The following is a 25363-nucleotide window of genomic DNA, read 5'->3' on the forward strand; positions in this document are numbered from 1 at the left end:
CATCCTGGCCGCGAACTCGTGGATGCAGCACCCGGTCGGGGTGGCGCTGGTCGACGGGAAGCCGGTGCTGACCTCGATCTGGGCGGTGCTGACCAACAACACCGCGCTGGCGGCGATCCCGCACACCATCGCCGGGGCGTTCGCCGTCGCTGCGGCCGTGCTGGTCGGCGTCGGGGCCTGGCAGCTCGCCCGGAGCCGCGACCGCGAGGTGTGGCGCGCGACCACCCGGCTGGGCGGGGTCGTCGGACTGGCGGCCTTCGTCGTGCTGGCGGTGACCGGCGACATCCAGGGCAAGCTGATGTTCGAGCAGCAGCCGATGAAGATGGCCGCCGCCGAGGCGCTGTGCCACACCGAGCAGCCCGCGGGCTTCTCCGTCTTCGCCGTCGGCGACGTCGCGGGCCAGGACTGCGCCTCGGTCAAATCCATCACCGTGCCCGCTCTGCTGTCCTTCCTCGCCGAAGGCGACTTCGACGCCCGAGTCGACGGGGTCGACGACCTGGTCACCCAGTACCAGCGGCGCTACGGCACCACCTACCCCGACGACCCCGCCCTGGGCGAGTTCGCCGGTCAGCCGATCGACTACGTGCCCGACCTGCGCGTCACCTACTGGAGCTTCCGGCTCATGATCGGCTTCGGGGTGCTCGCCGCCGCCGTCGCCGCGTGGGCGCTGTGGGCCACCCGCCGCGGGCGGTCCGACCTGGGCAGCTGGCCCGCGCGGATCGCGCTGTGGTCCATCGCCGCGCCCGTCGCGGCCAACAGCTTCGGCTGGATCTTCACCGAGATGGGCAGGCAGCCCTTCGTCGTCGCGCCCAACCCGGGCGGCGTCGACGGGGTCTGGATGCTCACCGCCCAAGGTGTGTCCGGCATGACCGTCGCGGAGATCGCCACCTCACTGGTCGTCCTGACCGTCGTCTACGGGCTGCTCGCCGTCATCGAGTTCGTCCTCCTGCGCCGCGTCGTGCTCGCGGGCGCCCCGAAGATCCCCGAGACGGGGACTCGGGACCGCGACGCGTCCGTCCTCGACTTCGCCTACTGACCGGAGCGCTCACCATGGACCTGCCCACCCTCTGGTTCGCCATCATCGCCCTGCTCTGGCTCGGCTACCTGTTCCTCGACGGCTTCGACTTCGGCGTCGGCATGCTCCTGCCCGTCCTCGGCAGGGAGGAGGCCGAACGCCGCGTGATGATCAACACCATCGGCCCGGTCTGGGACGGCAACGAGGTCTGGCTGCTGGTCGCGGGCGGCGCGACCTTCGCCGCCTTCCCCGGCTGGTACGCCTCGCTGTTCAGCGCGGCGTACCTGCCGCTGCTGCTGTTCCTCGTGGCGCTCATCGGCCGCGGTGTCGCCTTCGAGTACCGCGGCAAGATCGACAGCGCGGCGTGGCGCCGCACCTGGGACACCGTCATCACCACCGCCTCCTGGGGCGCCGCGCTCGGCGTCGGACTCCTGCTGTCCTGGAACCTGACCGGCCTGCCGATCGGCCCCGACGGCAACCGCGTCGGCGGACCCTTCGCGGCCATCGGCTGGGAGACGCTCCTCGGCGCCGCCGCCGTCGCGGGCTTCGCCCTCCTGCACGGCGCCACCTACACCGCCCTCAAGACCGACGGCCCCATCCGCGCTCGCGCGCGCCGTCTCGGGACAGCGGCGGCCCCGCTCGCCCTGGCACCGCTGGTCGCCCTGCTCCTGGTGGTCCAACTGCGGTCCGGCTCGCCGTGGACCTGGGTTCCGCTCGCGCTCGCGGCGGGCTGCGCGGTCCTCGCCGTCGCCCGCTTGGCCGCCGTCCGCGAGGGCCAGGCCTTCGCCCTGCTCGGTGTGTCGGTCGCCGCCGCGGTCATCGCGCTCTTCGGCGCGCTGCACCCGAACGTGCTGCCCTCCACTCTCGACCCGAGCTACTCGCTGACCATCGTCGACACCGCGTCGAGCCCGTACACCCTCACGGTGATGAGCTGGGTGGCCTTGTTCGGGACCCCGGCGGTGCTCGCCTACCAGGGCTGGACCTACTGGGTCTTCCGCAAGCGGATCGCCACCCACCACATCCCCGCGGCCGCGATCGGCGACCCCACCGCGGCATCCGGCACCACCGACACCCCGCGAACCACCACCCCGTCCCGAAACTTGCACGGATCAGCGACGTGACTGAGCAGCGGACCCGCCTCCCGGCCCTCGTCGGCGAATGACGCCCAGATCGGCCGCGGTGGCGACGGCGGCGGTGCGCGAGTCGACGCCGAGTTTGGTGTAGCAGCGGGCGAGGTGGGACTTGACGGTGCCCTCGGCGAGGTGCAGGCGTGCGGCTATCGCCCGGTTGGACAGGCCGTCGGCGACCAGGGTGAGCACATCGGTCTCACGGCGGGTCAGGGCGAGGTCGGGCGTGCGCATCCGGTGCAGGAGCCGGTCGGCGACGGTGGGGGCCAGGGTGGTGCGCCCCGCGGCCGCGGTGCGCACGGCGGCGGTGAGGTCTTCGGGGAGGGCGTCCTTGAGCAGGTATCCGGTGGCGCCCGCTTCGATGGCGGGCAGGGTGTCGGCGTCGGTGTCGTAGGTGGTGACGATGAGGACTCGGGGCGCGCCGGAGCGCGCGGTGATCGCCGCGGTGGCCTCGGTCCCGGTCATCCCAGCGCCGAAGCGAAGGTCCATGAGGACGACATCGATGTCGCCCTGCGCAGCGCGGGCCACGGCGTCTTCGGCGGTGGCGGCCTCGGCGGCGACGACGAGTCCGGGCTCGGTTTCCAGGACGGCGCGCAGACCCGCGCGCACCACGGGGTGGTCGTCGGCCAGCAGGAGGCGGATGGGCGCGGTCACGGGCGGTCCTCGGGATGGGCTTCGGTGGGTCGTGGCAGGGGGAGCCGAGCGGTCAGGACGGTCCCGTGACCGGGCGTCGACTCGATGCCGAGCGAGCCGCCCAGCGCGCGGGCGCGGGCGCGCATGGCCGCCAGTCCGAACCCGCCTTCTCCGGGATCGGGCGCCGGAAGGCTCGCGGGGTCGAAGCCGGTTCCGTCGTCGACGACATCGAGCGTGATCTCGTTGCCGAGGTAACTCAGGGTGATCTCGCTGGTGGCGGCGCCCGAGTGGAGGACGGTGTTGGCGAGCGCGGCTTGCGCGATGCGCAGCAGGGCGACTTCGTGAGCGGTCGGCAGCCGTACCGGGTCGCCCGCGCGGCGGAACCGCGCTGCGATCTGGTGGCGGGTGCCGGTGGTGGCGCACAGCCGTTCCAGCGCACCGGTCAGCGTGGTGTCGTCGAGGGAGGGCGGGGTGTGTGCGGCGATGAAGCGGCGGGCGTCGGCGAGGTTGTCCGCGGCGGCTTGGCGGGCTTGGTCCACGTAGCGGGCCGCGGTCGCGGAGGAGTCGGGCAGGGACCGTTCCGCGGCGCGCAGCAGCAACTGGATGCTGGACAGCCCTTGGGCGATGGTGTCGTGGATCTCGATGGCCAGGCGCTCCCGCTCGGCGAGCACCCCGGCGGTGTGCTGGGCCTCGGCCAGGTCGGCGCGGGTCGCGGTGAGTTCCTCGATCAGCTGCCTGCGTCGCTCGCTCTCCTGGTACAGCGCCTGGTACCCCCAGACGACGGCGACCGCGACGGCGGCGCCGAGGGCCGGGCCGACCGCGGCGACCGGGCTGAAGACCCCCTGGTGCGCGGCGAACGCGGTGATCGCGGCCACCGCGGTGGCGACCACGGCGCTCAGCCCGGCCCAGCGCGGCAGCAGGTGCAGCTGGAGGAAGTACATCGGGAAAGCGACCCACACGCCGTCGGCGGTCAATGCCACCAAGACCAGCCACACGGCGCCGAGGGCCGCCAGCCACCCCGCGGCGAACTGCCGTGACGTGCGCACGCGGGGCAGCACCGGTCCGGCCGCGTACACCACCCCGCACAGCACCGCCACCGCGATGACCAGCGCCGCCTGCGGCTGCCCGCCGACCGCCGCCCGTGCCGCCGCCAAGGCGAGCAGGGCGACGAGCAGCAGGTGCAGGCACCACACCAGCACCCGGTTGGTCGGAGTCAGAGCAGGAACGGCGTTCACAGTGCCCCCAGGCTACGCAGCCTCGACGGGTCTCACCTCTGTCGAAAGGTGCAAACGGCGCGCCGTCCTTCGGCTCGTGAAGTGCCATCCCCGGTCAGATGCCGCGACACGGCGCCGACGACGACCCTGGAGCAGCGCCCACCCGACCGCTGAGAAGGACGGACCGAAACCGTGTACCTCGCCTGGAGAGACCTGAAGTTCGCCAAGGGACGGTTCGCCCTGATGGGGACTGTCATCGTGCTGATCACGCTGCTGGTCGGCCTGCTGTCCGGGCTGACCGCCGGGCTCGGCAAGCAGAACACCTCGGCGATCACCGGCCTGCCCGCCGCCCGGATCGTCTTCGCCGCCCCGGGCGGAGGCCAGGGCCTGTCCTTCGCGGACTCGTCCGTCACCGAGGCGCAGTGGCGGCAGTGGGCCACCGCCCCCGGGGTCACCAGCGCGGAGCCGCTGGGCATCACCACCACCAAGGCGACCGCGGGCGACCGAAGCGCCGCCGTCTCGGTGTTCGGCGTCCGGTCCGGGTCTGCCCTCGCCCTCGACAGCGACACGCTCACCGGGCACACAGTTGTGCTCTCCGCTCCGGCCGCCGACGACCTGGGCGTCCGGTCCGGGGACACCGTCGTCCTGGCCGGACGGCGGCTGGCCGTGGCCGCGGTGTCCGGCGAGGCATCCTTCAGCCACACCCCGGTCGTCTGGACCACCCTCGACATCTGGCGGTCCATCGCGTCCCCCGGCAGCACCGGCGACAGTCCGACCGCGACCGTGGTCGCAGTGAACACCACCTCCGACACCGCTATCGCCGCCACCGACCAGGCCGCGGGCACCAAGACGGTCACCAAGGACGACTCGTTGTCCGCTATCGGTTCCTACACCTCGGAGAACGGCTCGCTGCAGCTGATGCGCGGCTTTCTGTTCGTCATCTCCGCCCTGGTCATCGGCGCCTTCTTCACCGTCTGGACCATTCAGCGCAGCGGTGACGTCGCCGTCCTCAAGGCGCTGGGAGCCACCACGGCCGGACTGCTCAAGGACGCCCTCGGCCAGGCTGTCGTCCTGCTCACCGGCGGCACCCTGATCGGCACCGGAATCGCCGCCGCCCTGGGCGCCGGGCTCGCCGGTTCGGCGGTCCCCTTCGTCCTCACCCCCGTCACCGTGCTCGTCCCGGCCGCTGTGATGGTCCTGCTCGGCGCACTGGGAGCCGCGCTCGCCGTCCGCCGCGTCACCTCCGTCGACCCGCTCACCGCCCTGGGGAACACCCGATGAGCCTCACTCTGACCGCGGTCACCCTCACATACCCCGACGGCGACAGCCGTCTCACCGCGCTCGACCAGGTCACCATGGCCGTCCCGCGAGGCAGCCTCACCGCCGTGGTCGGCCCGTCCGGCTCCGGCAAGTCCAGCCTGCTGGCCGTCGCCGCCACCCTCATCACCCCTGACTCGGGCACCGTCACCGTCGACGGCGCCGCGACCGCGGGCATGAGCCGCGGCGAGCTCGCCGACCTGCGCCGCCGCAAGATCGGCATCGTCTTCCAGCAGCCCAACCTGCTGCCCGCCCTCACCGCCGCCGAACAGCTCCAGGTGATGGCCCAGATCGACGGCCGCTCCCCGGCCAGAGCCCGACCCCGCGCCATGGAACTGCTCGACGCCGTCGGCCTGACACTCCAGGCGGCGCGGCGCCCGCACCAGCTCTCCGGCGGTCAACGCCAACGCGTGAGCATCGCCCGCGCCCTGATGAACGACCCCACCGTCCTGCTCGTCGACGAACCCACCAGCGCCTTGGACCGCGAACGCGGAGCCGCCGTCGTCGACCTCATCACCCGGCTCACCCACCACCAGGCCACCGCCACCGTCCTGGTCACCCACGACCGCACCCACCTCGCCGTCGCCGACCAGGTCGCCGAAGTCCACGACGGTCGCCTGCGGCCCGCGCCCCCCGCCGGCTGACTCGCGGACGTGACCGCTGCCCGCGAGCGGGCGTCGCTCAGGCCAGGGACAAGAAGAGCTTCTCCAGTTGCTTGCGGGTGCGGTCGCGGTCGGCTGGGTCGGTGCTGTCGGCGAGGCAGTGCTCCAGGCCGGTGGCGATGATCGCGAAGCCCGCTCGGTCCAGGGCGCTGGAGGCGGCGGCGAGCTGGGTCACCACGTCGTCATCACGCCTCGTGAGTTCCGGAGGACGCGGGCAGAGCGGACTCCAGCAGGGCACGGATGTCGTGCGGGATGTGGGCGAGGGCTTTCGGGACCTGACCGCGGCTCATGAGCCGGTCGAGGCGGCAGGTGATCACCCGCGCCGCGGTCGGCACGTCCTTGGCGGAGATGTGGGCCTCGCGGGCGAAGCGCTCCGCGAACTCCCGCGCGTGGTCGCCGCGCGGAGTGCGGCTGGGGTTCCACCCTTCGTAGTAGGTGCCGCGCAGCAGATCGGGGAGCTGAGCGGCGAGGTGGGCGGCGGCGGGCACCGACAGCTCGTCGCGCACGGTGCGCAGCCAGGCGCGCAGCACCCGGTAGACGAAGCGCTCGTCATCGGTGGGGAAGCCGTGCGCGATCTCACGCCCCCACCGGCGCGCGTCCTGCCCGGCCTGCTCGAAGATCATCACCTTGGTGCCGGTCAAGCTGTTCTCCTGGTGTCCTACCTCGCCGCGGCCCGCTGTGCGGCTGTCCGGGTCACCGACTCTGCTCGGGCTCGCTCGTCCTGCGAAGGTGCGGGAGTCCCGCTGCGGCGTGCCGTTGGTCCTGCCGGTCCTGTGCCGGTCGGCTGTCGCGGTGGCGGACCACGGCGGGAACGCCGACGATGAGCAGCACCACCCCCGCGACGAGGATGCCCGCCGCGGCGCCTGCCGACTCGCCCGTCCAGGCCCACACCGCTTCGGGAAGGGCGAGGCACGTGCCGATCACCGCGCCGGCGAGCAGAATCGGGTGGCGGTATCGGGCGTAGGCGGCGAAAGCGAACACCGCGATCCCCGCCGTCAGCGTGGCCGACCAGGCCGCGCCCGCCGCGCCGCCGGTGGCGACGTGCGCGCCGATCAGGGCGGTCAGGAGGCTGATCCCGTACCCGGCCCAGTCAGGGCGCACCATCGTCGACACGGTCATCGCGCCCCACAGCAGGCCCAACGCCACCAGAGCAGCGGCGGCCGCCCGCGGCTCGGCCCGTGCTTCGGCCAAGACGAGGTCGATGACCAGGACGAACGCGCTGGCACCCGCGACGAACAGGCTGGGCAGCGCGGGGAGGTAGGCGTAGGTGACCGCCGCGAACGCCAAGCCGGTGACCGCGCCCCACGCTGCCACGTGCTCGGTCACGGCCGCGCCGACCGACAACGCCGCCACCACCGACCCCAGCGCGAACAGCATTCCCGCGGCACGGCGCCCTCCACCACCTCCGTCACTCGCGAGCAGCCCAGCCACCAACTGCGCCATCGCGGCGGCGAACAGCACGAGAACCCGCGTGTCGCGGCCCAGGTCCTGCCACAGCGTCGCCGCCATCAGCACCGCGCCCGCCAAGACGAGGCCGCCGCCGAGGTATGCCAGCACCTCACCACGACCGACGCCGTGCCGAGGCGAAGCGCAGGCCAACGCTTGCCGCACCGCCTCGAGTTGGGCATCGTCCACCGTGCCGTTGTCGGTGAGCCTGACCAGCGCCGCCTCCTGCCCAGCGGTCAACCCGGTGCTCATGGCAGTCCTCCCACCGTTCTCGTCTCGTACCGACATCGTCGATCCGGCCCGGTCCGGTATCCGGAGACCTCGGTCCCGCGTCCGCGAGACGAAAGACCCCTGCGAGCCGGCGACGAGCCGACGACGAGCCGACGTCGTCGCCGGTGGCGACGTCCCGGGCGAGGCGAGCGGTCAGCGGGAGAACCGCCGTGCCCCCGCCGTGGCGGTGCGTCCCCACCGCCAGTAGGCGACGGGCCCGACGAAGTTGACGGCGATCACCGCCGCCCATACCCGCTTGGGCCCGTTGACCAGGGCTGCGGGTCTGCGCGCCAGATCGCACCACGCCCACCCGGCGAGAGCGAACTGCGCCACCCCGCCCAGCACGATGCCCTGCCGCTCGCGGGTGCTCAGGCGAGACCACGTTCTGTTCGTCATCCTTGTCCTCTTCATCTGTGGAGCCGATGTCGAGCCGTCCCACCCGGTGGGGCCCGCCCCGGGCGACATGAACGTCCGAGATCCCGGAGCGCGCGGCGATCGGCCACCCGGGAGCGGGTGCGCCACAGCCACTCGCGCCTCAGACCAGGACACGCTCCCCCTCCCGCGGGAGCACAGCGCTCCAGCCGTGCTCGTCGCGCAGGCGCCCGGCGAGGCTCGCGCTCGCATCGGGCTCACCATGCACCAGGTACGCGGTGCGCGGCGGGCGGCCCGAGGTCGCCCAGGTCACAAGATCGTCGGCGTCGGCATGGGCGCTGAATCCGTCGAGAACGTCGACGCGGGCCCGGACCCGCACGTAGCGGCCGTGGATCTTCACCTCACCCGCTCCGTCGGCAAGCTGCCGGGCGCGGGTGCCCGCAGCCGCGAATCCGACGATGACGACGGTGTTGCGCCGATCGGGCAGGAGGTGCTTGAGGTGGTGCAGCACGCGTCCTCCGGTCGCCATGCCCGAGGCGGAGATGACGACCGACGGCAAACGCGGGCGGTTGGCCTCCATGGACTCCTCGACGGTGTGCAGTTCGTAGAGCCGCAGCGGGGCGAAGGGATCGCCGCCGAGCCACAGGGCGGGCCGCAGTCGGGGGTCGTGCTCGGCGATCGCGTGCTGGTAGACCCGCAGCGAGGCCAGTGCCATCGGGCTGTCGACGAGCACCGGCACGTCGGGAATCGCCTCGGCCCGCCGCAGCCTGGAGAGGGCGGCCAGCACCACCTCGGTGCGGTCGACGGCGAACGCCGGGATGAGCACGCTCCCGCCCCCGCCGACGGTGTCGGTGATCGTTCTCGCGAGTCGGTCGTCCAGGTCGGCGTCGTCGTGCACGCGCGCCCCGTAGGTCGATTCCAGCAGCAACGCGTCGCAGTCCGGGCGCGGACGCGGTGGATTCAGCAGCGGGTGGCCTGTTCTGCCGAGGTCTCCGCTGACCACGACCGTCCTGCCGCCCGCCAGGTCCAGGCGCACCCAGGCCGAGCCCAGGATGTGTCCTGCGGAGCCGAACTCCGCCGCCACGCCGTCGGTCGCTGCGAACGGGGTGTCGAAGTCGACGGTGGCCACGCAGGCCACCGCGGCGGCGGCGTCTCGCCGGGTGTAGAGCGGGCGCGCGGGGTGGTGTTTCGACCAGCCGCGAGCGTTGGCGTGCGCGGCTTCCTCCTCCATGAGGTGTGCGCTGTCGAGCAGCACGATCTCGGCCAGTCGCGCCGTGTCCGGTGTGGCATAGACCGGTCCGCGCCACCCCGCGCGGACCAGGACGGGGAGGTATCCGGTGTGGTCGAGGTGGGCGTGGGTCAGCAGCACCGCGTCCAAGTCGGCGATCCCCACCGGCAGCCGTGCCCAGTTGCGCCTGCGCAGCGAGGCGAGGCCCTGGAACAGCCCGCAGTCGACGAGGACGCGGTCGCGCGCCGACGACACCAGGTGCTTGCTGCCGGTGACCGTTCCGACTCCGCCGAGGAACTCGATCGCGGCAGGGCTGTCCTCCCGGGTCTTGCGGTGGTCGGGGATCAACGCTGCCCCACCGGCGCCGCGCCATCGGTGACCTGCACCTCGATATCGGGCGGCATCCGCAGTGTGTTGTGCACCGTGCAGCGGTCCACGGCGGTGAGCAGCCCGGCGCGGTGCTCGTCGGACAGCGGCTGCGGGGTGCGCACGGCCAGCCGGACCCGACCCACCCTCGGTGGATCCGGGCGCATGGACCACCTGCACTCGACAGTGACGCCGCACTCCGGTTCGCCTCTCTCCCGGAGGTAGCCGACGGCGTAGTGGGCGGCACACGTCGCCAGTGCCACGACACACAGCTCGACCGGGCTGGGGGCGATGTCCTCGCCAGGCTGGTCGACCAGGACCGGGTGCCCGCGCGTGCTCGCGAGGAACCGGTCGCGGTGCAGGTGGGTGACGCAGATGATCGCCATGGGATGGCCTTTCCGGTCGGGGCCTCGTCGGGCCTGCCCACGTGGTCGACACGACGCCGGGTCGAGGCGGTGACCACCGCCGCCACGAGGATCGGTCAGGAACTCCGGACACCTGGGCCGCTCGGTCCACGGCTAGCGTTCGAGCTTCGCCCGCCGAGCGGCGTACTCCTCGGCGTCGATCTCTCCGCGCGCGAACCGCTCGTCGAGGATGCGTTTGGCGCCCGCCGCCGAGCCAGGACCGAAGTGCCGGAAGACGAGCACCACCGTGGTGGCGAGACCACCCCAGAACAGGACGACGACGGTGATGGCGAAGAAGACGCCCTCCCAGCCGAAGCCTCCCGAGTGCCAGCCGAACATGGCATCCTCCTCCCGGATGGTGGTGACGTGGCCAAGGCTGCGCCCGCTTTGCTTGCCACTCCTAGGGACCAACGCACCCATGCGACAGCAACCAACGGCACGTCCTCCCGCGCCACGCCACACCTCGGCTTGCTGAGCCGCGGGACGAGTTCCAGCGGCGGACACCGGTGCGGCCCGACCCGCGGGACTTTCGCCTCTCTCGCCAGGTCGCGGCCCACTTGAGGATCTGTGGTGCTCCGGTGTGCCAAGGAGGTGCCATGTCCAAGCCGAGCGCGAGGCCCGCTGTCCCGCACATCACGCGCAAGCGAGGACCGCCGTCGAACCGGCCGCGATGGACCCACGCTGAGGAAGTGGTTCTGGCGGCGGCGACCGGTTGGGCGCCCTCGGTGCACAACACCCGGCCGCGACGACGCGTTCTTCCGCGCCGAGTCGGAGTTCTGGCTTGGCGTCGACGTCGACCCCGCCGCGGTGGGGTCCGGTGGACACCGATCGGACGTGACACCGTGGCCGCCCAACTGGCCGAAGGGACCCTCCTGGTGGTGTTCACCCCGGGCGACGGGCGAAGCGACCACCTGCCCGCGGGCGCGGTGCCGCAACAGACCTGGCTCGCCGCCACCGCGATGGGCCCGGCCGGTTCCGTCATCAGCCAGCCCGTGCACGTGCACCAGACGCGAATCGCCCTCGCCGGGCTCGCCGAGCTTCCCGGTCATCCACAGGTGCTCCTGCGGCTGGGTGTGCCCGCCCGCGCCATCGCTGCCCCTGCCCGACGACCTCTTTCAGCTCTGCTGCGCACATCGGGAAGGATTCGCTGATGAACCAGGTGATCGCTGCTGTCGACGGCTCGGCCACCGCGCTGGACGCCGCCCGCTGGGCTGCCCGCGAGGCCGCGCCCCGGGGCCTGCCACTGCGGCTGCTGCACGTCTACCCGCCACCGCCGCCACGGCTGCGCACGGCGGCCGCCGTCGACGGGCGGTGGGCCACCGCGATGGCGGAGCAGGCGGACCGGGTGCTCGCGGAGGCATCCGCTGCCGCGCGGGCCGCGGTTCCCGGCATCGACCCGGTCCTCGACCAGCGCGTGGGGGTGCCCTCGAGGGTCCTCATCGAACTCTCCGAGCGGGCGCACGCCCTTGTGCTCGGCAACCGCGGTCTCGGCGGCTTCCGCGGGCTGCTCGCCGGTTCCCTGGCGCTCGCCTTGGCCGCGCACGCCCACAGCCCCGTCGTCGTCGTCCGGGGGTCCGCTCCCGAGCAGGCGCCGGTCGTGGTGGGCGTGGACCACACACCCGCGGCCGACGGGGTGCTCGCCTTCGCCTTCGATGAAGCCGCCCACCGACGAGTCCCGCTTCGTGCGGTGCACACCTGGCTGGACATCGAGTACTTCGGCGGTGCGGTACCCCTGCCTTACCTGGTCGACTGGGAGGGCATCCAGCAGGAGGAGGACACCGTACTGGCCGAACGGCTGGCACGGTGGACCGAGAAGTACCCCGACGTGCCAGTCACGCGGAGGGTGGCGCGCGGCAGAGCGGCGGGTGCGCTGGTGGGCGACTCCGAGGGCGCACAGCTGCTCGTTGTCGGCAGCCACTTCCACAACCCGTTCGCCGGGGTTACGGCAGGGGCGACTGCCCAAGCCGTCCTGCACCATTCCTCGTGCCCTGTCGCGGTGGTGCCCGTGCGATGACCGCCGGGCACGGGCCCTCGCGCCGCCGAGCGGCTCGTGCCGGGCCGAACCGCGAGACCGCGCCGAAGGCTCCCGGATGCTGCTCGGCCGTCGCCGCGATCCCCACCGGTCCGAACCGCGGCGGCTGATCCTGGTTCCTCCGCTGCGGTGGGAGCCCGAGCGCCTCACCCCAGCCGGATCGGCACGGTGGCGACCTCGACGCGGGCACCGTCCCTCGGCGAGGCGTACCAGGCGATCACCGTGCCGAGTCCGGGCTTGGCGCCGGTGAAGCGCACGGTCACGTCGAAGGTGCCGCGGGTGCCGGTGCCGGAGGTGGCCTGGACTCGCGCGGTGGTCACCGTTCGGCCCGTCGAGTCGCGGACGTCGAGGTGGAAGACGGCTTCGAAGGTGTTCGCCGTGCCGCACACCCGCATCGGGCTGCCGACCCGGGCGTATGCCACGGGGGAGTCGGGCAGGACGGCGGGGGTCTGGTCCTCGTAGTCGCCACGGACCAGCGGATGGTCGATGACGATGCCCTCGCCGCTGAATGACCGCACGGGCACGCCGTCGAGCCACAGCACCACCCGGTCGACGGTGCTGAACCGCGTCAGGGTGAAGGTGAGCTGGGCGAGGCGAGCGAACATCGAGGCCGAGCCGCCCCCGGCGGCGAACCTGCCGGTCAGGTCGACGGTCGCGGTGCCGCCCCGAATGGTCAGCCCGCGCAGCGTGACCCCGGCAGGCACCGCAGTGCGATAGCCTGCCGCGCGTTCGGCCGCGGTCGGCCCAGCCAACAGCGCCCGCAGGGCGTCACCGGCGACCGCGGGCGGGGCCGCGGTCCGGGCGACTGGGAACACCTTCTCTCCGCGCAGAAGGTAGACCGCCGTCTGCGCCGCACCCGCCGGCACAGGGCGGGTGGTCGTCGAACGCGGTGCGACCGACACTGAGGGCAGGCCCGTCGTGGGCATCGACATCGGTGGTGCCGTCGAGTTGGGGGTCACCGTTGCCGCGGTCGCGGTGGTCGGACCCGCGGATGGTGGGGCGGTTCCACCGCACCCGGCCGAGGCCAGCAGGCAGGCGGCCAGGACCGACATGACACGCACGGTCGCGTTCGACATCGCGCGACTCCCTTCCCTTCACGGAGTTCTTGCCACTGTCGGTCCCGGTGCGCGCCTCGGCGAGCGACCAAGGTCCCGGGTTCCAGAACGTTGGGCACGCTTGCTCGCGGCCGCGCGTCGGGCACAGTCGAGTGATCGTCGAACGGAGGAGAAGATCGTCGTGTCCAGAGCATCGGTCGTGGTCGGAGTCGACGGCTCGCCCCGGGCAACGGCCGCGGTCGAGTGGGCGGCGAGAGCGGCTCGCGGGCGGCTCCTGCGGATCGTCCACGCGGGAAGGGACCATGCGGTGGTCGAGGCCGCCGCCGAGGTGGCTCGGCGGGCCGAGCCCGGTGTCCGCGTCGTGGGCAGCACCGTTGCGGGGACGGCTGCCGAGGTGCTCCTGCGCCACGAAGCCAGTGTCCTCATCGCCGGCTCGCACAGCGGGGTGTCAGGAGCCCTCCCGGGCTCCACCGCGCTGCGGGTCGCCGCCAACGCGGAGTGCCCGGTGGTCGTGGTGCGCCCGGTTGTGGACGAACCAGGCCCCGCGGAGTCCCGTGGTCTGGTGGTGGCCGGGGTCGACGGGTCGGCCAGGTCGGAGGCGGTGATCGGCTTCGCGGTGGCCGAAGCGGTCCGACTCGGCTGCTGACCGGCTTGGCGTTGGGCGCGCGGCTGCTCGTCGTCGGCTCCGGCGGTGCGGGCGGTGCGCTCGGGCGGCTGTTCGGCTCTGTCAGCCAGGCCGTGCTGACACAGGCGCCCTGCCCCGTCGCGGTCGTCCACCGGGGCGCGTCACCGGCGGTCCGGCCATCTGCCGGGACGCCCGGCTGGCGGAACCGGGGTCGAAGATGATCGAAAGCGACGAGCCGGATTCACCTGTCACAGAGCGGGGCAGCCGGTGCCGCAGCGCCGTCCTCGGCGGCGTCCGAGGACCGTCGTGGGCCGAGGGCGGTGATGAGGTCGGCGATGCTGTGGTGGGCTTCCAATGGGTGACGCAGGTGTCCGCCGGGGTTGATGCGGTAGTGGTTGCGCCGGCCGATCTTGGTGCGCTCGATGTAGCCGCCCTCGATGAGGTCGGTGATGATGAGCTGGACGCCGCGGCTGGTGATGCCGACCCGCTCGGCGATCACCGGCAGCGTCTGGTCGGGATCGGCGGCCAGGCACAGCAGCACGTGGGCGTGGTTGCTCAGGAACGTCCACCCGGCACCCGCGGCCGGTGTCGCCGCGGCGGTGTTGTCGTCGGCGGTCGGTGCGTGGTCGGCAGACGGGTCGGCGGGCCGCATACGGGCGACCATAGGGCATCTCCTGCGGTGTCGGAGCCTGCATCACGGCATCCCCACCTTGACAGACGAAGCCTGGTTCGTCATTCTCGGGGTGCGGAGGGGAGTACCCACCACATCCGAGATCGTCAGTACGGCAGCCCTGAGCGGTTGCCCGGTCTCGGAGCCGTCACCGCGGACGCAGCGCGCGGGATGGTTGGGGAGACCTCTGGTCCACTGCACGTGACCGGAGGTGTTCCATCGTGGTTGTTCCCCTGTGGGCATGGGCCGCTGTGCTCGGCGCGATCCTGCTGATGCTCGCCATCGACCTGTTCGCCCACCGCCGCGCCCACGTCGTCGAAGTCCGCGAGGCTGCCATCTGGTCGGCGGTCTGGGTAGCGCTCGGACTCGGCTTCGGCGCTGTCGTGTGGTGGGCCTGGGGCGCCGAGTTCGCGGGCCAGTACTTCGCCGGCTACGTGATCGAGAAGTCCCTCGCTGTCGACAACGTGTTCGTGTTCGCGATCATCTTCAGCTACTTCGCCGTGCCCAGGGAGCACCAGCACCGAGTCTTGTTCTACGGGGTGCTGGGCGCGCTGGTGTTCCGCGCCGCGTTCATCGCCGCGGGGTCGGTGCTCATCGCGTCGTTCGCCTGGATCCTCTATGTGTTCGGCGCGTTCCTCGTCGCTACCGGGGTCAAGATGGCTCTGCACCGCACGGAGTCCGTCGATCCGGCCCGCAGCATCGTGTTGCGCCTGTTCCGCAAGGTCGTTCCCACCACCGACCAGTACCACGGGCAGAGGTTCTGGGTGAAGCAGGCCGGGCGCTGGGTCGCCACCCCTCTGCTGACGGTGCTCGTTCTGGTCGAGGTCACCGACATCGTCTTCGCCGTCGACTCCATCCCCGCGATCTTCGCCGTCACCCAGCAACCGTTCCTGGTCTTCACCTCCAACGCCTTCGCCATCCTCGGCCTGCGCGCCATGTACTTCCTGCTCGCAGACCTCATGCACCGCTTCGTCTACCTCAAGCTCGGCCTCGCGCTCGTTCTGGTCTGGGTCGGCGTGAAGATGCTGCTGCTCGACATCTACAAGATCCCCACCGGACTCTCGCTGGCCGTGGTCGCCCTCCTGCTCGCCATCGCCGTGACGGCCAGCTGGATTCGCACCCGCACCACCCCTGCCAGCGCCGGGGCCGCCGGACACGGCCCCGCCGACGCGGTGGCGCCTGGTGCTTGTCCGGTCGGTGACACGACCACATCAGACGTGATCGCCGCGCGACCGGGGCAGCCGCCGTCAGCCTCGGCAACGAGCCAGTCGACACGCGACTGACGCGTTCGACAACCCCATGGCGCGCCTCCGCATCCGGGATGCTCCCTGGCCGGCCGTCCTTCCGTCCTACGCGGGCATCGGTGCAGTACCGGGCCGGGACCGGCAGAGCGCGACCGCCTCGGCCGTGAACTCCGGCGGGCAGTGCTTCATCACCATCAGTGCGGGTTTGCGCGACGCCGCCTGTGGTCCCGGCGTGGTAGGTGGCTCGTGCCTTAGGGCTGTTGGTGCAGAACTGCTGAGGTGGCGGCTGTGAGCGTGCGCTCTTCGAACTCGAGTCGTGCCAGGTCGCCGGGGAGGGCTCGTTCGGTCAGCAGGCCGTTGATGACGGTTAGGAGGAATCGGGCGTGGTGTTCGAGTTCGCCGGGTGCGAGGGCTCCGTCGTCGCGCAGGGCGGAGAGCCATCGCATGACGCGGTGTACGGCGAGCTGTTCGAGGGCCAGGAAGGCGTGGCTGTCGTCCTCGGACGGAGGTGACGCCACGTAGGCGTGGTACAGCGCGCCCCAGTGGTTGCGGGCTCCTTCTCCTGTTCCCACCTGTGACAGCAACAGTTGCAGGCACGCCACCAGGCGCTCTGCCGGTGTTCGGGTGAGGTCCTGCATCGGGTCGTCCGGGAGGTCCACCTCGTGGAGCCGTGCGATGACCTCGTCGATCAAGGCTCGCTGGGTGGGGAAGAAGTGCCGCAGCGACCCGGTGCTGACGTTCGCGCGGGCGGCCACGGCGCGCACGCTCAGCCTGGCCGTCGGATCCTCGCCGAGCATGGTCGCGGCGGCGACCAGGATCTTGTCTCGCGTGCTGTGGGTCATGCGGTGGTTCACCTCGTTCGATTGTCCCGCATCTTCCTATCACAGCGTGTTAGACGCGCACTTCTAGTACAGTGTGATAGAACTAGTACAGCGTGATAGACGCTGGGTCGCGCGACAACACGAGGAGTGGACAATGGCAGCTCGGGGGCAGTCTTGGCTTCTGCGAGGCGATCAACCAGTGCCGGTGCGCGGTGTGTCGGCAGGCACCGAGTACCACCGCGTGTACGCGGGGGAGGGACGGCGCATCCTTCGGGGAATTCTCGCGATCGTGCTGCTCGTGGTGGGGTTCATCGGTTTCGCAGTCCTGTTCCAACGGCTTTCGGAAGTCGTCGATGCCGCTCTGTTCGGTCGTTCGGGACCATCGACGCCGCTGCGGCAGGCGGCAGGCGCGCTGGGGCTGGCTGTGCTCATCCCGTACTCGATGCTGGTGCAACGCGTCGTCTACGGCGTGGGGGCGAGGTCGTTGCACTCTGTGGCAGGCCGGTTCCGGTTCGGGGTGCTCGGTCGCGCACTGCTGGTGTTCGGGCCGCCGCTGCTGATCGTGGTCGCGGCTGTCGCGCTGGGCGGCGTCGACTCCGTCCCGTGGACGACGGTCGATCTGGTCTCGTTTTTCGTCATCGGGATGCTGCTGACGCCTCTCGCCGCCGCGGGGGAGGAGTACGGATTCCGCGGACTGCTGTTCCGCGTGCTCGGTGGCTGGACCCGAGGGGCGAGGTCGGGCGCGATCTTCGGCATCGTCACGACTTCCGTGCTGTTCTCGCTCGTCCACGGAACGCTCGACCCGTTCCTGCTCACGTCCTATCTCGTGTTGTTCTCGTCCATGGCGATTGTGACGTGGCGCACCGGCGGGCTCGAAGTCGCTGTCGTCCTGCACGGCGTCTACAACGTGACCGCTCTCGTGCTCGGCACAACCCTGCATGTCGACATCGGTGCGGAGTTGGCCACTCGAGGCGAGGCGATCGGCTCGTGGCTGAACCTCGCGCCCAGTGCCGCACTCGTCGTCATCACTGCGATCGTCTGGTGGATGACGTGCAAGGACGGGCCTGCGCGCACACCTGGCACGGCTGGATGACTGGCGGCCTCGCCGGGAACGACGCGACCTCACGACGACCAGGCTGGGAGAGACGGAACACATGGGCTCGAGTTGGAACGAACGCCGCCTGACCAAGCGCGCGACTCCGGGCGACGGACGACCACTGGCACCGTTGCGCTGGTGGCAGATGACACGCCGTTCGGTCTTGTCGATCACGCTCCCGGACCAGGGACGCCCGGTGGTGCACACGGTGGACGTCAAGCACGGCGGTGATGCCCTGCACGGTGTGGTCAGGGCCGGACTGTATCTCGACGGGTTCCTCCGACTGGAGTCGACACTGCCCGCGCGATTCGCGGTCGAAGGCGGGCACATCGAGGTCAGCAGAAGCAATGCGGGCCTGCGTCGCTGCCACTTCGTCGCCGACAGCGGAGCCGTACGGCGCCTCGTCCCCGACCCGCGATCCGGCGAGGGACGGCGCATGCGGTTCGACCGGGAGCATCCCACCGCGAGTGGACTCATCGGAGTTGTCTCGGTTCTCCTGCTGCTCGTCGGAGTCGGTCTGAACCTGCTGCAGATCGCCGAACCGATTTCCCGAATCCCGATGATCGCCGACGCCTTCGGCGCGTTTGAGTCGCCCTTGCGTCTGCCGCTGTGGCTCAACCTCGCGCTCGGCTTCGGTGCGGTGATCGGCGCCGTAGAGCGTGCGATGCGCATGCGCTACCACTGGCTGCTCGACAGCGGCGCAGGCACCTGAGAACGCATCCGGTGATCAGTCGGGTTCCATCGCCGCTGGGGGCTCGACGGAGGTTCGCCCTGCAGTCCGTGGCACTCTCATTGCGCTGATCTCCTCTACCCGCGCGAACTATCGGCCCGGCAGGTCCTGCCCGACGACGCCCCCCGCCTCGTGACCACCCAACCCCTGCGCCTGGGCCGGGCGCCTCGATCGCCGCGGCGCGCACGCGTTGGCTGAGCACCATGACGTCCCGATGCCGACGGCGATGGTCCGACTCCGCCCCGCGCGCCGCGCCGCCTTCGTCGCGGCGAGCGCCGGGCAGCTCGCCCTGTCCGTCGCCGTTGAGTGCGGGATCACCCTGCTCAAGCAGCCCGCGGTCACGTCGCCCTGGACAAGGTCGTCGCGTACCGGCGGCCCTGGCCCGCAAGCCCGGCCCCGCCGCTTGATCCACATCAGCATCGTCCGAATTGTGATGTTTGAGACAATGGCTTCTTAGCTTAGCCTTGGCTACCTTCTACCGCGGTGTAGAACCCGGTGGTGAAGGAGTGGGCATGGCGAGGTTCGGGCGTGGGTGGGTTGTGCCGGTGGTGGGTGTGATCGCTGCCGGGGTGGTGTCGTGCGGCAGTGGTGACGGGGAGGCGGGGTCTGCTCCGTCGTCTGGCGCGGCGCCCGCGTCGGACAAGAAGGTGGTGGTCTACAGCGGGCGGGGTGAGGAGCTGGTGCAGCCGTTCTTCGACCAGTTCACCGAGAAGACCGGGATCGCGGTGGAGGCCCGGTACGCGGGCACCTCGGCGATGGCCACCCAGCTGCTGGAAGAGGGCGACAAGTCGCCCGCCGAGGTGTTCTTCGCCCAGGACGCCGGCGCCCTCGGGGCGGTGGCGAAGGCCGGGCTGTTCTCGGCGCTTCCCGCCGAGGTGACGGGGCAGGTGCCGGAGAGCTACCGGGCCAAGAGCGGCGAGTGGGTCGGGGTGACGGCTCGGGCCCGGGTGCTGGTCTACAACCCGGACCTGGTGTCCGCCGATCTGCCCGCCTCAGTGTTCGACCTGACCAAGCCCGAGTGGAAGGGCAAGGTCGGCGTGGCACCCACGAACGCCTCGTTCCAGGCGTTCGTCACCGCGGTGCGTGTGCAGCACGGCGATGACAAGGCCAAGGAGTTCCTCGCTGGCCTTGCCGCCAACGAGCCGCAGGTCCGCGACGGCAACGCCAAGATCGTGGAGGAGGTCGAGGCGGGCACGTTGGCCGTCGGCCTGGTGAACCACTACTACCTCGGCGAGATCGCCAAGGAGCAGGGCAAGACCCCGGAGACGATGACGGCGAAGCTGCACTTCTTCCCCGGCGGTGACAGCGGCGCGATGGTCAACGTGGCCGGTGTCGGTGTGCTGAAGAAGGCCGCGGCGGACCCGGACGCGCGGGCGCTGCTGGACTACCTGCTCGGCCCCGAGGGGCAGAAGTACTTCGTCGAGCAGACCTACGAGTACCCGGTCGTGCCGGGCGTGACAGGCCCGGCGTACGCGCCCGCGCTCGACTCGCTGGCGATCCCCCCGGTGGATCTCAACGACATCGATGACCTCGCCGCGACGGTGGAGATCATCAAGGGCTCCGGTCTGGTGCCTTGATCCGGTCGACCGCCTCCTCCGGACGCCGCCGCGGTGTTCGGAGGAGAAGCCCGCTGCTGTTGTGCGCCGCGATGGCCGTTGTCGTGGCGCTGATCCCGCTCGTCTACCTCGTCGTGCGCACTTCTGAAGCAGGGTGGGCGAGGATCGCCGAGGAGCTGTTCACCGCGCGTGTCGTCGAGCTGGCGGCGCGCAGCGTCGCGCTCGCCGCCGTCGTCACCGGGGCGTGCCTGGTGCTGGGAGTGGGGACCGCGCTGCTGGTGGTGCGCACGGACCTGCGGTTCCGGCGGGGGTTCGCAGTCCTGGCCGCGCTTCCGCTGGCGGTGCCGTCCTATGTGGCCGGGTTCGCGTGGATGTCGGCTTTCCCGGGGTTCGAGGGGTTCTGGGCGGCGGCGCTCGTGCTCACCTTGGGGTCCTACCCCTATGTGTTCCTGCCCGTGGCCGCGGCGCTGCGCCGCGCCGACCCGGCCCAGGAAGAGGTGGCCGCCTCGCTCGGGCACGGACCGCTGCGCGCGCTCGTGGGAGTGAGCGTGCGGCAGGTCCGGCCCGCGGTGGCGGGTGGGGCGCTGCTGGTCGCGCTCTACGTGCTCTCCGACTTCGGCGCGGTGGCGGTGCTGCGGGCGGACACCTTCACCCGGGCGATCTTCCTCGCGTTCGACCTCGGGTTCGACCGGACCGGGGCGCTGGTCCTGTCCTGTGTGCTGGTCGTGCTCACGGTCCTGCTGCTCGGGGGCGAGACCGCGGTCAAGCGCAAGGGCGCTCGCTACTCGCGGGTGGGCGGCGGTCTGCGCCTCCCGGCGACGCTGCGGCTGGGGGCGTTCCAGCCGATCGCGGCGGGAGCGCTGGTGGCCGTCGCAGTCTTGGCGTTCGGGGTGGTCGCGGTCAACCTGGTGCTGCGGCTGGCAGCGGGGGTGTCGCGGGCGGGGGCGATCACGGAGGTGGCGTCGGCGGCGGCCACGTCGCTGGCCTTGTCAGCGGCCGGGGCCGGGCTTACCGTGCTGCTGGCGCTGCCCCTGGGTTTCCTCGCCGCGCGCGGCTCGTCGCTGCCCGCGACCCTGCTCGACCGGTTGGCCTACCTGACCCACGCCCTGCCGGGGCTGGTGGTCGGTCTCTCGTTGGTCTTCTTCGGCATCAACGTGGCCTACCCGCTGTACCAGACGGTGTGGCTGCTGGCGCTGGCCTACGCGGCGCTGTTCCTCCCGCTCGCGGTCGTGTCCGTCGCGGGCGCGGCGTCGGCCGCGCCGCCGGTGCTGGGTGAGGTGGGGCGCTCGCTCGGCGCCGGGCCGGTGCGGGTGGCGTTCACCGTCTCCCTGCCGCTGGTGCTGCCCGGGATCGGCGCGGGCGCGGCGCTGGTGTTCCTCAGCGCGATGAAGGAACTGCCCGCCACGCTGTTGCTGCGGCCGACCGGGGTCGACACGCTGGCCACCGAGCTGTGGACGCACACCACCGTCGCCGCGTACGCCGCCGCCACGCCGTACGCGTTCCTGCTGGTCCTGATGTCCGCGTTCCCGGCCTGGGTGCTGGTCCGGCGGACCGGGGTGCTCACGAAGGAGTCCGCATGACCGACCTGGTGGTGCGCGCGGTGACCAAGTCCTACGGGGCCACGCCGGCGCTGCGCGGAGTCGACCTCGACGTCGGCTCGGCCGGGTTCACCGCCATCCTGGGGCCGTCCGGGTGCGGCAAGACCACGCTGCTGCGCTGTATCGCGGGCTTCGAGCGCCCGGACGCGGGCGAGATCCTCGCGGACGGCCAGGTCGTGGCGGGCACGTCGGTGCACGTGCCCGCGCACCGCAGGCGGATCGCGGTCGTGCCGCAGGAGGGTGCGCTGTTCCCGCACCTGAGCGTCGCGGCCAACGTCGGCTACGGGCTGACCCGCGAGCAGCGCCGGACGGCCCGGGTCGATGAGGTCCTCGAGCTGGTCGGCTTGGCCGGATACGGGCGCCGCTGGCCGCACGAGTTGTCCGGGGGCCAGCAGCAGCGGGTCGCCGTTGCCAGGGCGCTCGCGCCGCGCCCGCGGCTGGTGCTGCTCGACGAGCCGTTCAGCGCCCTGGACGCGGCGCTGCGCGTGGAGTTGCGCCGCGACATCCGTGCCGCGTTGCTGGCGGCGGGGGCGACGGTCGTGCTGGTCACCCACGACCAGGACGAGGCGCTGTCCACCGCCGACCAGGTCGCTGTCATGCGCGACGGCGTCGTCGTGCAGGTCGGAGCACCCGTCGAGGTCTACCGCGCGCCCAACAGCGAGTGGGTCGCCCGGTTCGTCGGCGACGCCGTTGCCCTGCCCGCCGTCGCCGACGGCGACACCGCCGCCACCGGACTCGGACGGGTCGAGCTGACCTCCCACCCGGTGGCCGAGCGGTTCACCGTCGTGGTCCGCCCCGAGCAGATCCGGCTCGGCGGCGGACCGGCGACGGCGACCGTGGTCGAGGTCGCCTTCCACGGACACGACCTGCTGGTGGCCCTGCGGCTGGCCGACGCCACGGTGGTCACGGCCAGGGTGCCCGCGACGACGCCCGTGGAGCCGGGCTCCGAGTTGGCCGTCGGCGTGCGCGGCGTGGCGCTGGCCCAGGTCGCCGAGTCCTGACTGGTGTCAGTGGGAGGCGGAGACGAGGAGTTCGACGAAGTCGTAGACGCACTCACCGGTCGACACGATGGTGCCGGCCGCGATCAGCGGCGGGAGCAGAGCGGGCCACCGACGACCGGAGGCGCCGGTGAGCAGAGCGGAGACCCGGCGGGGGACCGAGCCCGCCGACGCGCCCACCGCCGCGGGCACACCGCGCGCGGCGACGGAGGCCCCGGCGAGCCCGAGCCTGCCGATAGCGCGAGCGACCACGCGCCGGTCGCCGACCGCAGTCGCGGCTTCTTCGTCCGCGGCGCGCTCGGCCAGGTGAGCGGCTTTGATCGCCAGCGGCCAGAGCAGCGGGTGCGCGATCGCCGCCAGCCTGGCCAACCAGAGCAGGCGGTGGTGGCCGCCCGCGAGGTGGGCGCGCTCGTGGGCGATGACCGCTCGCCGCTGCCGCTCGTCCAGCTGCGCCAGGGCGGCTGAGGACAGCACGATGCGGCCCTGTCCGTCCCGGCGGCGCACGGCGACCGCGATCACCTCCGGTGAGTCGACGTGGACCACATCGTCCACCGCGCCGAGGTTGGCGATCTCCGCTTCGACCTGCCGCAGCCGCCGACGACGGCGCACGACCGCTCGGCAGGCGACCACCGCGGAGACAGCGAGCCAGAGCAGCGCCAGCTCCGACATCCACGGCACGTGGGCGCTGTTGGCCACCAGGACCTCGCGCGACCAGTCGCCCACGGCGGCGACCGCGGGCACCTCGGCGAGCGCCTTGAGCGCGAAGACCGCGAGGGTGACGGTGCTGGCCGCCGCCGCGGCGACCGCCGACCACGTGACCACCTTCAGGCCCGTGCTCGGCTGGACGCGGTCGGCGATGAGCCAGACGAGCGCGACCACCACGACGGGGACCACGAACACCGACCACTCGACGTGGTTGTACATCCCGCCTCCAGCGCCCGGACCCACCCGCACCTCGAACTCTACGATCCGCCGTACCCGACAGAACACCCCAGCGTTGCCTGCTGCCCACAGTGGAGCGCCGAGGTGGCTGCGCTCACCGTCGCCCCGGTAGCGAAGGGGAGTAGCCCCCAACGTCCCGGTCGACACACTGATCCGCTTCGGCGGGTCCGGTCGGGCGGCCTCGCGTGCGGGGCGGGCGAGACCTTCGATCCAGGCATATCGACTATGCCGGATCGAGGTCGCGCGCGTTTCTGGCCCTGGTCCGGTGAGAGCAGACCAGGAGCACAACCACTGTGGACGCGGTTCTGACCAGCACGCTCGTCTCATTCTGGGTCATCTTCGTCGCCGAGCTGGGCGACAAATCGCAGCTGATGGCGCTGACCTTCGCCACCCGCCACCGGGTGCTGCCCGTCCTTATCGGCATCACCGGCGCCACCGCGATCGTGCACCTGGCTTCGGTCGCCCTCGGCGCGGGACTGGGCGCGGCGCTGCCGACCGGGTGGATCAACCTCGCCGCCGCGCTCGCCTTTGTCGTGTTCGGGCTGTGGACGCTGCGCGGGGACGTGCTCACCGACGACGAGAAGGCCAAGGCCCAGCGCCAGGTGAAGTCGGTGGTGATCGCGGTCGGCACCGCGTTCTTCCTCGCCGAACTGGGCGACAAGACGATGCTCGCCACCATCACGCTGGCCACCGACTACGGCTGGTTCGGCACCTGGATCGGCTCCACGATCGGCTCCACGATCGGCATGGTCGCCGCGGACGCCCTCGCCATCCTCGTCGGCCGCTGGCTCGGCAAGTCGCTGCCCGAGCGCACCATCCGCATCGGCGCCGCGGTGCTCTTCTTCGCCTTCGCCGTGTGGCTCGGCGTCGAAGCCGTGATCGAACTGACCTCCTGAGCACCGGTCGCGGCGAACCCGGTGGCGGCACCGGGCGAGGTGTCACCACCGCAACGCGTACTGCGGTGTGGAAGGGGCGATCAGGCGTCGTGGTCGCGCAGCATGTCGCGCAACAGCGCCTCGTCGTGCTCGCTCAGCGTGCTGACGAACCGCATCAGGACCGACGCGCGGTCGCTCTCGGCGTCCAGCAGCCTGCCCATGCGCCACGCCGTCAGCGCGGCCGGGTCGGCGGACGCCGAGTACCGGTAGGCGCGTCCATCGCGCCGGCGGTTGACCAGCTTCTTGCTGTGCAGTCGGGTCAGCGTGGTCACCACGGCGCTGTAGGACAGGGCGCCGGTGGGGTCCAGCGCGTCGCGGACCTCGGCGGGCGTGAGCGCGGAACCGGCGCCGCCGAGCACGCGCAACACCTCGGCGGCCAGCTCGCCAGGTGCTCGGCGAGCAGCCGGATTGCCAGTCACAGCCGCATCGTACAGTTCCACCACCTGGCCATTCGCGCGGCAACCGTCCCGTTTTCGGGAGAGGCTCCCCCTTCGCGGGCAGGCGCGACCGACCCTTCGATGGCGACCTGAAGGTTGGTGGAGTACCCGGTGAACGGCGCTATCCACTCCGACCGCGGCGGGTTGAGGACCGACTCTCCGGGAGCTGATCGAACCTTTGATCCCGTTCCGACCAGCGCCGCGCCGTCCGGGTGGGCGGCCCCGTGATCAGCCACCGGTGAGGTCGCCTCGTCAGAGGCGTTCGATGCGGTCGGCCTGCGGGCCTCGGTCACTGTGGCGCACCGCGTACCGGACCCGGTCACCTTTCCGCAGTGGCTCTGACCCCATGACGACGGACACGTGGGCGAAGAGATCGTCGCCGCCTGAGTCCGGGGTGATGAACCCGAAGCCGCGGTCGCTGTCGTAGCGGGCGACAACGCCCTCGCCGCCTCGCACGGGCACCTCCCGCGCCGCCGGCCCCGCGGTCGCGACAGGTTCCGAGCGTCGCGGCGGCACCGTCTGGGGCTCGGCGCCCCGGACCAGGTGCACATCGCGGGCCTGCGGGCCCTT

The 25363-nt window shown here is 71.8% G+C and carries 30 protein-coding genes; 15 read left to right on the top strand and 15 right to left on the bottom strand.

Annotated elements, in window-relative coordinates; translation table 11 throughout:
• Nucleotides 1-1036: cytochrome ubiquinol oxidase subunit I (locus ACFPM7_RS29950; protein ID WP_378251205.1), on the top strand; the 1036-nt coding region annotated here is incomplete at its 5' end.
• A 14-nt stretch (nt 1037-1050) separates the two neighbouring features.
• On the top strand, nt 1051-2136 hold the full coding sequence (gene cydB, locus ACFPM7_RS29955; protein WP_378251206.1) for a cytochrome d ubiquinol oxidase subunit II: 1086 nt from the start codon (nt 1051-1053) through the stop codon (nt 2134-2136).
• On the opposite strand, the gene ACFPM7_RS29960 is transcribed toward cydB, so the two are convergent.
• On the bottom strand, nt 2125-2796 hold the full coding sequence (locus ACFPM7_RS29960) for a response regulator (protein WP_378251207.1): 672 nt from the start codon (nt 2794-2796) through the stop codon (nt 2125-2127). The two genes, cydB and ACFPM7_RS29960, sit on opposite strands and share 12 nt — an antisense overlap.
• Entirely contained in the window at nt 2793-4010 is a 1218-nt protein-coding gene (locus tag ACFPM7_RS29965; RefSeq protein ID WP_378251208.1) for a sensor histidine kinase, read from the bottom strand. Before ACFPM7_RS29965 ends, ACFPM7_RS29960 begins: the two co-directional genes overlap by 4 nt.
• Before the next feature lie 171 nt (nt 4011-4181).
• Here ACFPM7_RS29965 and ACFPM7_RS29970 point away from each other — a divergent pair, with 171 nt between their 5' ends.
• Together ACFPM7_RS29970 and ACFPM7_RS29975 are read left to right on the top strand one after the other, a co-directional pair.
• Complete coding sequence (locus ACFPM7_RS29970) at nt 4182-5270, top strand: ABC transporter permease (protein ID WP_378251209.1); 1089 nt, start codon at nt 4182-4184, stop codon at nt 5268-5270.
• Nucleotides 5267-5950 carry an ABC transporter ATP-binding protein gene (locus ACFPM7_RS29975; protein WP_378251210.1) on the top strand — a complete coding sequence of 228 codons (684 nt, stop codon included), beginning with the start codon at nt 5267-5269 and terminating at the stop codon, nt 5948-5950. Before ACFPM7_RS29970 ends, ACFPM7_RS29975 begins: the two co-directional genes overlap by 4 nt.
• Nucleotides 5951-5987: 37 nt before the next feature.
• Here the strand turns inward: ACFPM7_RS29975 and ACFPM7_RS29980 are convergent, their stop codons facing one another.
• The 7 genes from ACFPM7_RS29980 to ACFPM7_RS30010 all read right to left on the bottom strand — a co-directional run bounded on the left by ACFPM7_RS29980 (nt 5988) and on the right by ACFPM7_RS30010 (nt 10393).
• A complete protein-coding gene (locus tag ACFPM7_RS29980; protein ID WP_465251850.1) occupies nt 5988-6146 on the bottom strand; it encodes a metal-sensing transcriptional repressor in 159 nt (52 codons plus the stop codon).
• Between the two features lie 7 nt (nt 6147-6153).
• Complete coding sequence (locus ACFPM7_RS29985) at nt 6154-6609, bottom strand: DUF2267 domain-containing protein (RefSeq protein ID WP_378251211.1); 456 nt, start codon at nt 6607-6609, stop codon at nt 6154-6156.
• Between the two features lie 52 nt (nt 6610-6661).
• Nucleotides 6662-7666 (bottom strand): hypothetical protein, encoded by a 1005-nt coding sequence (locus ACFPM7_RS29990; RefSeq protein WP_378251212.1) that lies wholly within the window; start codon nt 7664-7666, stop codon nt 6662-6664.
• A 171-nt stretch (nt 7667-7837) separates the two neighbouring features.
• Complete coding sequence (locus ACFPM7_RS29995; RefSeq protein ID WP_378251214.1) at nt 7838-8080, bottom strand: PLDc N-terminal domain-containing protein; 243 nt, start codon at nt 8078-8080, stop codon at nt 7838-7840.
• A 139-nt stretch (nt 8081-8219) separates the two neighbouring features.
• Nucleotides 8220-9632, bottom strand: a complete 1413-nt coding sequence (locus ACFPM7_RS30000; RefSeq protein WP_378251215.1) for an MBL fold metallo-hydrolase RNA specificity domain-containing protein — start codon at nt 9630-9632, stop codon at nt 8220-8222.
• Nucleotides 9629-10036, bottom strand: a complete 408-nt coding sequence (locus ACFPM7_RS30005; RefSeq protein WP_378251216.1) for an OsmC family protein — start codon at nt 10034-10036, stop codon at nt 9629-9631. Before ACFPM7_RS30005 ends, ACFPM7_RS30000 begins: the two co-directional genes overlap by 4 nt.
• A 132-nt stretch (nt 10037-10168) precedes the next feature.
• Nucleotides 10169-10393: an SHOCT domain-containing protein gene (locus ACFPM7_RS30010; protein WP_378251217.1), complete on the bottom strand. Its 225-nt coding sequence runs from the start codon at nt 10391-10393 to the stop codon at nt 10169-10171.
• Between the two features lie 503 nt (nt 10394-10896).
• Between ACFPM7_RS30010 and ACFPM7_RS30015 the strand changes: the two genes are divergently transcribed.
• Entirely contained in the window at nt 10897-11205 is a 309-nt protein-coding gene (locus ACFPM7_RS30015) for a hypothetical protein (protein WP_378251218.1), read from the top strand.
• Nucleotides 11205-12068, top strand: a complete 864-nt coding sequence (locus ACFPM7_RS30020) for a universal stress protein (RefSeq protein WP_378251219.1) — start codon at nt 11205-11207, stop codon at nt 12066-12068. The genes ACFPM7_RS30015 and ACFPM7_RS30020 overlap by 1 nt, the downstream gene beginning before the upstream one ends.
• A gap of 164 nt (nt 12069-12232) precedes the next feature.
• Here the strand turns inward: ACFPM7_RS30020 and ACFPM7_RS30025 are convergent, their stop codons facing one another.
• Nucleotides 12233-12901, bottom strand: a complete 669-nt coding sequence (locus tag ACFPM7_RS30025) for a GerMN domain-containing protein (protein ID WP_378251220.1) — start codon at nt 12899-12901, stop codon at nt 12233-12235.
• Between the two features lie 547 nt (nt 12902-13448).
• Here ACFPM7_RS30025 and ACFPM7_RS30030 point away from each other — a divergent pair.
• Together ACFPM7_RS30030 and ACFPM7_RS30035 are read left to right on the top strand one after the other, a co-directional pair.
• Nucleotides 13449-13787, top strand: a complete 339-nt coding sequence (locus ACFPM7_RS30030; RefSeq protein WP_378251221.1) for a universal stress protein — start codon at nt 13449-13451, stop codon at nt 13785-13787.
• Between the two features lie 11 nt (nt 13788-13798).
• Nucleotides 13799-13987 (top strand): universal stress protein, encoded by a 189-nt coding sequence (locus tag ACFPM7_RS30035; protein ID WP_378251222.1) that lies wholly within the window; start codon nt 13799-13801, stop codon nt 13985-13987.
• 20 nt (nt 13988-14007) lie between these two features.
• Here the strand turns inward: ACFPM7_RS30035 and ACFPM7_RS30040 are convergent, their stop codons facing one another.
• Nucleotides 14008-14430 carry a helix-turn-helix transcriptional regulator gene (locus tag ACFPM7_RS30040; RefSeq protein ID WP_378251223.1) on the bottom strand — a complete coding sequence of 141 codons (423 nt, stop codon included), beginning with the start codon at nt 14428-14430 and terminating at the stop codon, nt 14008-14010.
• A gap of 227 nt (nt 14431-14657) precedes the next feature.
• On the opposite strand from ACFPM7_RS30040, the gene ACFPM7_RS30045 reads away from it, so the two are divergent.
• Entirely contained in the window at nt 14658-15719 is a 1062-nt protein-coding gene (locus ACFPM7_RS30045; protein ID WP_378251224.1) for a TerC family protein, read from the top strand.
• A 212-nt stretch (nt 15720-15931) separates the two neighbouring features.
• Here ACFPM7_RS30045 and ACFPM7_RS30050 read toward each other — a convergent pair whose 3' ends face one another.
• Nucleotides 15932-16522, bottom strand: a complete 591-nt coding sequence (locus ACFPM7_RS30050; RefSeq protein ID WP_378251225.1) for a TetR/AcrR family transcriptional regulator — start codon at nt 16520-16522, stop codon at nt 15932-15934.
• A 193-nt stretch (nt 16523-16715) separates the two neighbouring features.
• Between ACFPM7_RS30050 and ACFPM7_RS30055 the strand changes: the two genes are divergently transcribed.
• From ACFPM7_RS30055 to ACFPM7_RS30075, 5 genes are all read left to right on the top strand, one after another.
• Nucleotides 16716-17594, top strand: coding sequence for a CPBP family intramembrane glutamic endopeptidase (locus ACFPM7_RS30055; protein ID WP_378251226.1), 879 nt, complete (start codon nt 16716-16718; stop codon nt 17592-17594).
• Nucleotides 17595-17805: 211 nt separating this feature from the next.
• Nucleotides 17806-18309 carry a hypothetical protein gene (locus ACFPM7_RS30060; RefSeq protein ID WP_378251227.1) on the top strand — a complete coding sequence of 168 codons (504 nt, stop codon included), beginning with the start codon at nt 17806-17808 and terminating at the stop codon, nt 18307-18309.
• 530 nt (nt 18310-18839) lie between these two features.
• Nucleotides 18840-19904: an iron ABC transporter substrate-binding protein gene (locus tag ACFPM7_RS30065; protein WP_378251228.1), complete on the top strand. Its 1065-nt coding sequence runs from the start codon at nt 18840-18842 to the stop codon at nt 19902-19904.
• A 71-nt stretch (nt 19905-19975) separates the two neighbouring features.
• Nucleotides 19976-21463 carry an ABC transporter permease gene (locus ACFPM7_RS30070; RefSeq protein WP_378251229.1) on the top strand — a complete coding sequence of 496 codons (1488 nt, stop codon included), beginning with the start codon at nt 19976-19978 and terminating at the stop codon, nt 21461-21463.
• Complete coding sequence (locus ACFPM7_RS30075) at nt 21460-22482, top strand: ABC transporter ATP-binding protein (protein ID WP_378251230.1); 1023 nt, start codon at nt 21460-21462, stop codon at nt 22480-22482. The genes ACFPM7_RS30070 and ACFPM7_RS30075 overlap by 4 nt, the downstream gene beginning before the upstream one ends.
• 6 nt (nt 22483-22488) lie before the next feature.
• Here ACFPM7_RS30075 and ACFPM7_RS30080 read toward each other — a convergent pair whose 3' ends face one another.
• Nucleotides 22489-23403: a M56 family metallopeptidase gene (locus ACFPM7_RS30080; RefSeq protein ID WP_378251231.1), complete on the bottom strand. Its 915-nt coding sequence runs from the start codon at nt 23401-23403 to the stop codon at nt 22489-22491.
• 311 nt (nt 23404-23714) lie between these two features.
• Between ACFPM7_RS30080 and ACFPM7_RS30085 the strand changes: the two genes are divergently transcribed.
• A complete protein-coding gene (locus ACFPM7_RS30085; RefSeq protein WP_378251232.1) occupies nt 23715-24317 on the top strand; it encodes a TMEM165/GDT1 family protein in 603 nt (200 codons plus the stop codon).
• An 80-nt stretch (nt 24318-24397) separates the two neighbouring features.
• Here ACFPM7_RS30085 and ACFPM7_RS30090 read toward each other — a convergent pair whose 3' ends face one another.
• Complete coding sequence (locus ACFPM7_RS30090) at nt 24398-24775, bottom strand: BlaI/MecI/CopY family transcriptional regulator (protein ID WP_378251233.1); 378 nt, start codon at nt 24773-24775, stop codon at nt 24398-24400.
• 270 nt (nt 24776-25045) lie between these two features.
• Nucleotides 25046-25363 (bottom strand): cold-shock protein (locus tag ACFPM7_RS30095; protein ID WP_378251234.1); only part of this gene is annotated, 318 nt, incomplete at its 5' end.

It is taken from the genome of Actinokineospora guangxiensis, from assembly GCF_042657845.1.
GTDB classification, from domain to species: domain Bacteria; phylum Actinomycetota; class Actinomycetes; order Mycobacteriales; family Pseudonocardiaceae; genus Actinokineospora; species Actinokineospora guangxiensis.

Coding starts and splice junctions, on each gene's coding strand:
- ACFPM7_RS30065 (WP_378251228.1), top strand. CDS start 18,840: ATGGCGAGGTTCGGGCGTGGGTGGGTTGTGCCGGTGGTGGGTGTGATC.
- ACFPM7_RS30005 (WP_378251216.1), bottom strand. CDS start 10,036: ATGGCGATCATCTGCGTCACCCACCTGCACCGCGACCGGTTCCTCGCG.
- ACFPM7_RS30020 (WP_378251219.1), top strand. CDS start 11,205: ATGAACCAGGTGATCGCTGCTGTCGACGGCTCGGCCACCGCGCTGGAC.
- ACFPM7_RS30010 (WP_378251217.1), bottom strand. CDS start 10,393: ATGTTCGGCTGGCACTCGGGAGGCTTCGGCTGGGAGGGCGTCTTCTTC.
- ACFPM7_RS29990 (WP_378251212.1), bottom strand. CDS start 7,666: ATGAGCACCGGGTTGACCGCTGGGCAGGAGGCGGCGCTGGTCAGGCTC.
- ACFPM7_RS30075 (WP_378251230.1), top strand. CDS start 21,460: ATGACCGACCTGGTGGTGCGCGCGGTGACCAAGTCCTACGGGGCCACG.
- ACFPM7_RS30050 (WP_378251225.1), bottom strand. CDS start 16,522: ATGACCCACAGCACGCGAGACAAGATCCTGGTCGCCGCCGCGACCATG.
- ACFPM7_RS30070 (WP_378251229.1), top strand. CDS start 19,976: ATGGCCGTTGTCGTGGCGCTGATCCCGCTCGTCTACCTCGTCGTGCGC.
- ACFPM7_RS30080 (WP_378251231.1), bottom strand. CDS start 23,403: ATGTACAACCACGTCGAGTGGTCGGTGTTCGTGGTCCCCGTCGTGGTG.
- cydB (WP_378251206.1), top strand. CDS start 1,051: ATGGACCTGCCCACCCTCTGGTTCGCCATCATCGCCCTGCTCTGGCTC.
- ACFPM7_RS29995 (WP_378251214.1), bottom strand. CDS start 8,080: ATGACGAACAGAACGTGGTCTCGCCTGAGCACCCGCGAGCGGCAGGGC.
- ACFPM7_RS30040 (WP_378251223.1), bottom strand. CDS start 14,430: ATGGTCGCCCGTATGCGGCCCGCCGACCCGTCTGCCGACCACGCACCG.
- ACFPM7_RS29975 (WP_378251210.1), top strand. CDS start 5,267: ATGAGCCTCACTCTGACCGCGGTCACCCTCACATACCCCGACGGCGAC.